The organism is Psychrilyobacter sp., assembly GCF_049671765.1.
Taxonomy (GTDB): domain Bacteria; phylum Fusobacteriota; class Fusobacteriia; order Fusobacteriales; family Fusobacteriaceae; genus Psychrilyobacter.
Genome location: NZ_JBATVM010000013.1, coordinates 1 through 6,196 on the forward strand (window position 1 = coordinate 1; position 6,196 = coordinate 6,196).

6 protein-coding genes and 1 pseudogene are annotated in these 6,196 nt (G+C 27.1%); 2 read left to right on the forward strand and 5 right to left on the reverse strand.

Annotation, left to right across the window (positions count from 1 at the left end):
- The 4 genes and pseudogenes from WBG30_RS00580 to WBG30_RS00595 form a co-directional block, all read right to left on the reverse strand.
- Positions 1-497: pseudogene (locus WBG30_RS00580) on the reverse strand (hypothetical protein); the annotation flags it as partial.
- Between the two features lie 333 nt (positions 498-830).
- Positions 831-1,652, reverse strand: coding sequence for a nitroreductase family protein (locus WBG30_RS00585; RefSeq protein WP_424502697.1), 822 nt, complete (start codon positions 1,650-1,652; stop codon positions 831-833).
- A 90-nt stretch (positions 1,653-1,742) separates the two neighbouring features.
- Positions 1,743-2,429, reverse strand: a complete 687-nt coding sequence (locus WBG30_RS00590) for a GGDEF domain-containing protein (protein WP_424502698.1) — start codon at positions 2,427-2,429, stop codon at positions 1,743-1,745.
- Positions 2,426-3,262: an MBL fold metallo-hydrolase gene (locus tag WBG30_RS00595; RefSeq protein ID WP_424502699.1), complete on the reverse strand. Its 837-nt coding sequence runs from the start codon at positions 3,260-3,262 to the stop codon at positions 2,426-2,428. The genes WBG30_RS00590 and WBG30_RS00595 overlap by 4 nt, the downstream gene beginning before the upstream one ends.
- A gap of 334 nt (positions 3,263-3,596) precedes the next feature.
- On the opposite strand from WBG30_RS00595, the gene WBG30_RS00600 reads away from it, so the two are divergent.
- Both WBG30_RS00600 and WBG30_RS00605 read left to right on the forward strand, forming a co-directional pair.
- Positions 3,597-4,298: a glycerophosphodiester phosphodiesterase gene (locus WBG30_RS00600; RefSeq protein ID WP_424502700.1), complete on the forward strand. Its 702-nt coding sequence runs from the start codon at positions 3,597-3,599 to the stop codon at positions 4,296-4,298.
- 28 nt (positions 4,299-4,326) lie between these two features.
- A complete protein-coding gene (locus WBG30_RS00605; protein WP_424502701.1) occupies positions 4,327-5,340 on the forward strand; it encodes a C4-dicarboxylate TRAP transporter substrate-binding protein in 1,014 nt (337 codons plus the stop codon).
- A gap of 346 nt (positions 5,341-5,686) precedes the next feature.
- Here WBG30_RS00605 and WBG30_RS00610 read toward each other — a convergent pair.
- A partial coding sequence (locus WBG30_RS00610) for a hypothetical protein (protein WP_424502702.1) occupies positions 5,687-6,196 on the reverse strand: 510 nt, incomplete at its 5' end.

A 6,196-nucleotide genomic window follows, 5' to 3' on the forward strand; every position in this document is an offset into this window, starting at 1 on the left:
CTATCTCCAAGATTAGTAGCATTAGACACAATTCTATGAGAAGAATAATATGTATTATCAGGATCGGCTGCCCATACAACGTTTTCTCCTACTAACCTTCTGTCAGGAAATGCATGTAATGTTTGAAGGGTATTTGAAACAACATCATTCATTCCTTGTAAATTAAAAGATCCACAGTGCATTGTTACATCATCATGATATGTGTCATAAATCACTCCAATTCCCCTTTCTTCCCAAATATTATGAGTAATCCTCATAATATAATCTACAAAGTCACAATATTTTTTATCAAAACCTTCCATGTCTTGTTTAACCACTGTGTTTTTAGATAATTCATTATAAGAGTGAAAATGAACTGGTGTAACCTCATTAGTTTCTCCAAAAAAAACTTTTCCTGTTGGATGAGTTTTAATATTTGGCTTTACTGCTTTACTGCTTGTATCTTGTTTAATACCTATCACTTTTTCTAGTTTTTTTTCCATGTTATTTTCTTTCAAATTTACCCCTCCATTTTTGCAATCGCTTGCATATTAGAATAAAAAAATAATAAAACTGCTCTTTTCGTACTAGAATATTACAATGCATATGCTAGAAAGTCAAATTTATTTTATAAATTTTACTAAGTATTCTGAAAACGCTTGCAAGATTAGAGAAAGAACATAAAAATAATTTATCCACTATCAGTATTTTTTAGTTAGTAAAAAATTCAAAAAAAAAAAAAGAAGCAATAATAATTAAAATTATTGCTTCTCGTTTTATAAATTTTTTACATTAATTTTATACTTTGTTAAAACTTAAAATAGATTTATACTAAACTTTTAAAGTCATTATTATTTCCAGCATATATCAGCTTTTTTTCTCGGTACTGTTCTTTTATATTTTACATTTGGATATCCGACTATCATACAAGTTATCACTTCTTTTCCCTCTTTAACTTGAATAAAATCCTTAATTTCTTTAGTTTCATTGGCAGCTTTTACAAGAAATCCACTAAATACAGTTCCAAGACCTAAGGCATTGGTCATTAGTTCCATATTTGAAGAAGCTAATGCCCCATTAACCTGCGAATTGGCAGTAACTACTATTATTGCGGGAGCATTAAAAAATAATCTATCTTCGCTCTCTGGGTTTTCATTGTGCTCTCTATACATGTTTATCCACATTTTAGCATATTTTTTGTAAACCATAGTTTCTGGAGTTAAATTTTTCAAAAGATATTCACCTATATTTTTTAGACTTTTTAATGTTAACTCTCTTAATTCTTTCAAATTTTCTGTTAATACTGTGTATGATACGTCTTGCATATTACCGCCTGTTTCGGTAAATCTTCCTGCCTCTATAATCTTAGATATTTTTTCTTTTTCTACATCACAATTTTTAAATTGTCTTATAGTTCTTCTAAATTTAATAAAATTCATTAAATTATCTGGATCTATCGAAAAACTTTCTTTGCTATAATCCATTACCTCTTCCATATCATATTCATCCATTGAAATAGCTTCTTTAGGACAGACGGCGATACAATGACCACATTTAAAACAGGTAATATTATTTATGTGAGCTTTTCCATCTATCATCTCAATATCTTTAGGAAAACAATCCTTAACACACATCTCACAACCAATACACTTTTCCTTATCAACAACCATCATAATTTTTCTCTCCACTAAGCATTATTAATCGTATACGATCTTTAAAAGTATATGTTATAAATACCTATCTGTCAATCTATTATAGAATATCTAATATTCCACTCTATTTCTTCCATTATTTTTAGCTGTATAAAGTTTATTATCTACACGTTTTATAAAAGCATCTAAACTCTCATCAAAATCAAAAGATACAACTCCAAAACTACATGAAACTTTTTCTATTTTTTCTATCTCAAGATTATGAATTGATTTTCTTATTCTTTCCGCAATTAATACTGCAAATTTTAAAGAAGTATTAGGGAGTAACACCATAAATTCTTCTCCACCCCAACGACAGAAGATATCTATTTCTCTAATTAGCTCTTTAACTAATTTAGATATTTCAACTAGGACCAAGTCTCCTTTATCGTGACCATATTTATCATTTATTTTTTTAAAAAAATCGATATCAAACATAAGTATTGAAAGATCGGTTTTATATCTTTTGGATTTTAAAATTTCAACCTTGATAACTTCATTAAATTTTAGACGATTATATGCTTTTGTTAAATGATCAGTTTCTGAAAGATGTGTTACATACTCAAGATTATCCTCAAGTTTTTTAGTTAATTTAACATAATCATTTATCAATGATTTAAAAAGATTTCGTTGAATTTTATTATGAGCTATTTGACTTCTATGTTCAATCAGAAGTTTTAATACTTCAGGATGATCGTTACATACATTAAAATCTTTTACAACAGCTTTAAAAATATCACTTTTTTTTATTTTTTTCATATCTGCTCATCCTCAAAAAATTGGTTTATACCAATTTTCTTTTCTTTTTTTAGAACATTTATTATAAATTCTATATCTTTACTCCCCCTTATGAGACTACCATGTTGAGAAGCAATTATTTTTATAGGTAATTTTCTTATTCTATCTAGTGCAAAATCTAAAGCTTTTTTAGAAGTCATGATTTTCTGATGGAAAAATAATATTTTTGAGATGGGACATTCTTTTTTCTTTAATTTACAATTAATTGGACTAGATAAATTATAATTATTACAAGTGTGACAAGATTCATCTAAATCAGCAAACAAATCCCATTCTTTAGCCGTACTTCCAAAAAGATCGCTGCTAAAAAGTGTCCCTGTCTTCTCATCAAAAGTAACAAAACTTGCACTTGAATGGCAATAAGGAGTCATTATAAATTTAAGTTTTCTTCCTGTTAAAAATTGGAATTGAAAGTCATTTTTTTCTATACATTCAGACTTAAGGTCTGTTCCATAATATTTAATAAAAAGATTATTATCTGTATGTGAGAGGATTTTTAATTCTTCATTATCAATTAATTCTTCAAAATCTGGAATACTTCCACATAGATCTGGATCATAATGGTGATAGATTAATTTTTTTATGTTATTTGGGTTTACACCTGTTTGCAATATTTTTAACATTACAGTACTAAAATCATTTCTACTCCCTCCATCAATTAAGACAGCTTCCTCCCCTTCAATTATTAAAAATGGATTACAATGAAGAAAATATTCATCATCATAAAATCCAACCCAATGTATCCCTTCGGCAATTTCTATAGGCTGTTGATATTTTGATTTTTTATTATTCATAGTATTTTACTCCTTTATTTCAAAGTTTTGAAAATATTAATTTTCCATTTTTATTTATACCACTAATTTATATATTATCCTAGTGGTACATAAAAAAATTAAAAAGAAGCTTAATATTGTCATTAAATAAATTGGAAAACATAACCTTCTAAAGTATATTGAAAAATAAAGATAAGAGAGTTTTAAATGTCTAAAAAAATTATTTGCCAGAAAACAAAGTAAAAACAGAGTAAAAACAAAGTAAAAATAGCGTAAAAGCTAAACTAAAAATTGACATTGAAGAAAAGTTATAATATAACATATATATAACTATATTAATGATGGAGGAGGAAAAATGAAAATAGTAGCACACAGAGGTGCTTCTGGATATGCTCCAGAAAATACTAAAGCCTCTATTCTAGAAGGCTTAAAACAGAAATGTGATGGATTTGAAGTCGATGTTCAATTGACAAAAGATAATGAGGTCGTAATTTTTCATGATTGGTCGTTAGAGAGAACAACTAATGGAAATGGATTTTTAAAAGATCAGACTTTAACAGAATTAAAAAATCTAGATATTGGGAGTTGGTTTTCAAAAGAATTCAAAGGTGAAAAAATAATGACTCTAAAAGAATTACTAGAAATAGTACCTATAGAAAAATTATTAAATATAGAAATTAAGGTTCGCCATGGAGAGATTAATCAAATTGAAAAGAAAGTTATAGAAATCTTAGAAAAAAGTTCTCGATTAAATAATAATATTATCATTTCATCTTTTGACCATAGAGTTATAAAAAAAATAAATGAAATAAACCCTGAAATACAAGTTGGTTTACTTATAACAGCGGGATTATTAGATCTTAAAAATTATGTTTCTAATTTTAATCTATATAGTATTCATTGTGGAGCGGAATTTATAAATAAAATAAATGTAGACGATCTTAAAGAAATTGATATTAAAACTTATGCTTGGACTGTTAACACATTAGAAGAATCAAAAATATTAGCTTCATTTGGTGTAGAAGGGATAATTACTAATTACCCTGATATTTTTTAATAATTATTTAATAAGATTAGGAGGAAAAATGAAATTTTTTATATCGTTAATATTAGGAGCCTCATTATTTTTTATCGGATGCGGGAAAAAAGAAACGGTAGAGGAAACTGCTAAATCAAATGACAAGTTAACTATTAAACTCAGTATGGTTTTTAAACCATCTGAATTAGTAACTCAAGAAATTGAAAAAGTCACAGAGAGAATAAACAAAAGGTCCAAAGGAACCATTGATATACAGGTCTTTCACAGTGGACAATTACCTGTGTATAAGGACAGCTTAGAGCAAGTTGTTAGTGGATCAGATTGGATTGCTGTAGAAGATCCATCATATGTAGGAGATTATATCCCTGATTTTGCAGCATTAGTTGGTCCTATGCTGTATAATAGTTATGAAGAATATGAAGCTATGATAGATACTGATTATGTTAAAGGTTTAAAAAAACAAGCAGAGGAAAAAGGAATAAAAATAATAGCACTAGATTATCTATTTGGATTTAGAAATTTAATTACAAATAAAAAAATTGAAAATCCTAATGATCTTAAAGGATTAAAAATTAGAGTTCCTAACAGCCAATTATGGATGAAAACACTTGATGCTATGGGAGCAAATCCTTCTCCAATATCATTTACAGAAACTTATGCAGCTATTCAACAAGGGGTTGTAGACGGATTAGAAGGATCTATCGCCACAATGTACGGAACTAAAATATATGAAGTCACTAAAAATATGTCAGTGACAAAACATTTCTTGGGAACTGCAGGAGTTTACATTTCTCCTAAACTTTGGGAGAAAATGAGCGTTAAACAGCAACAAATTGTTATGGAAGAATTTCAAAATGGAGCTATAGAAAATAACAAAGAGCTTAGAAAAATAGACAAAGAATACAAGGATAAACTAGAAAAAGAGGGTGTTGTTTTCAACGAAGTTGATTCAGAAGCTTTTAATGATTCTACAGCTAACGTTTTTAATCAATTCCCAACGTGGACTCCTGGGGTTCATAAAACATTGATGAACGAATTAAAAAAAATAAGAGAAAAATAATTTTAAATATTTAAATTACTAGAAGTTTCTACGGTATTTCCTGAATTTAGTGTAAGTTTAAATGTTGCCTTTCTAGCTATTAGAGTATAATCTAGTAATTAGGAAGGCATTTTTTATGAGTAAAAAAGCAAAAATAATTAAAAATATTAGTAATAATCTATCCAGAATAAGTAGAAAAAAAGTATATATATAGAATAATTTGGGTCTATTGTAGTTTTGTGTAGACTCTAAAAATTAATGTAAAACTTTTATAAAATGAGGAGTAATAATTTTTTAATTATTGTTCCTCGTTTTTAATATATTATGATTTTATTTTTGGATGTAGCACCTTTTTGTCTTTTTAGATTTATAGAATAAAATTTTCTTCTAAATTTAGATAAATTTTTATACTAGAATTTTCTTTAGAATTAAATCCTACTTTTATCTTCCAAGGGAAGATATTGTAATTAAAAATTCCGTTCATCCTTAAATTTTGTAATTCCTGTAAAAAAAAGTAGTTATAACTAAAGTTAAAAATAGAGAGCTCCTTGTACAATCGACCTTCAATCTTAAAACAAGAACTGAAATTTTCAGAAATATCTATAATTTTTATAGCTTCACCTTTTAATCTGTAATGACTTTTTAGTGTCGCTTCTAAAAAAACATCGATAGGAGCTTCAAAGTTTGATTGGATCTTATCAATTAATTTAAAAATTATCTCTGGTTCAGCTTCCCCTAGAGAAGATTCTATTAATTTACTTATTTTAGGGATATCATGGACCTTATTTTTAATGGAGTGTATAGTTATATTTGTATTTTTTAAGATTTCCTCTTTTACACTATCTACAAAAGAAAATTTTAAACAAATAACTTTATT

Excerpts from the sequence above, each read along its gene's own strand:
- WBG30_RS00585 (WP_424502697.1), bottom strand. The coding sequence starts at position 1,652 with ATGATGGTTGTTGATAAGGAAAAGTGTATTGGTTGTGAGATGTGTGTT.
- WBG30_RS00590 (WP_424502698.1), bottom strand. The coding sequence starts at position 2,429 with ATGAAAAAAATAAAAAAAAGTGATATTTTTAAAGCTGTTGTAAAAGAT.
- WBG30_RS00595 (WP_424502699.1), bottom strand. The coding sequence starts at position 3,262 with ATGAATAATAAAAAATCAAAATATCAACAGCCTATAGAAATTGCCGAA.
- WBG30_RS00600 (WP_424502700.1), top strand. The coding sequence starts at position 3,597 with ATGAAAATAGTAGCACACAGAGGTGCTTCTGGATATGCTCCAGAAAAT.
- WBG30_RS00605 (WP_424502701.1), top strand. The coding sequence starts at position 4,327 with ATGAAATTTTTTATATCGTTAATATTAGGAGCCTCATTATTTTTTATC.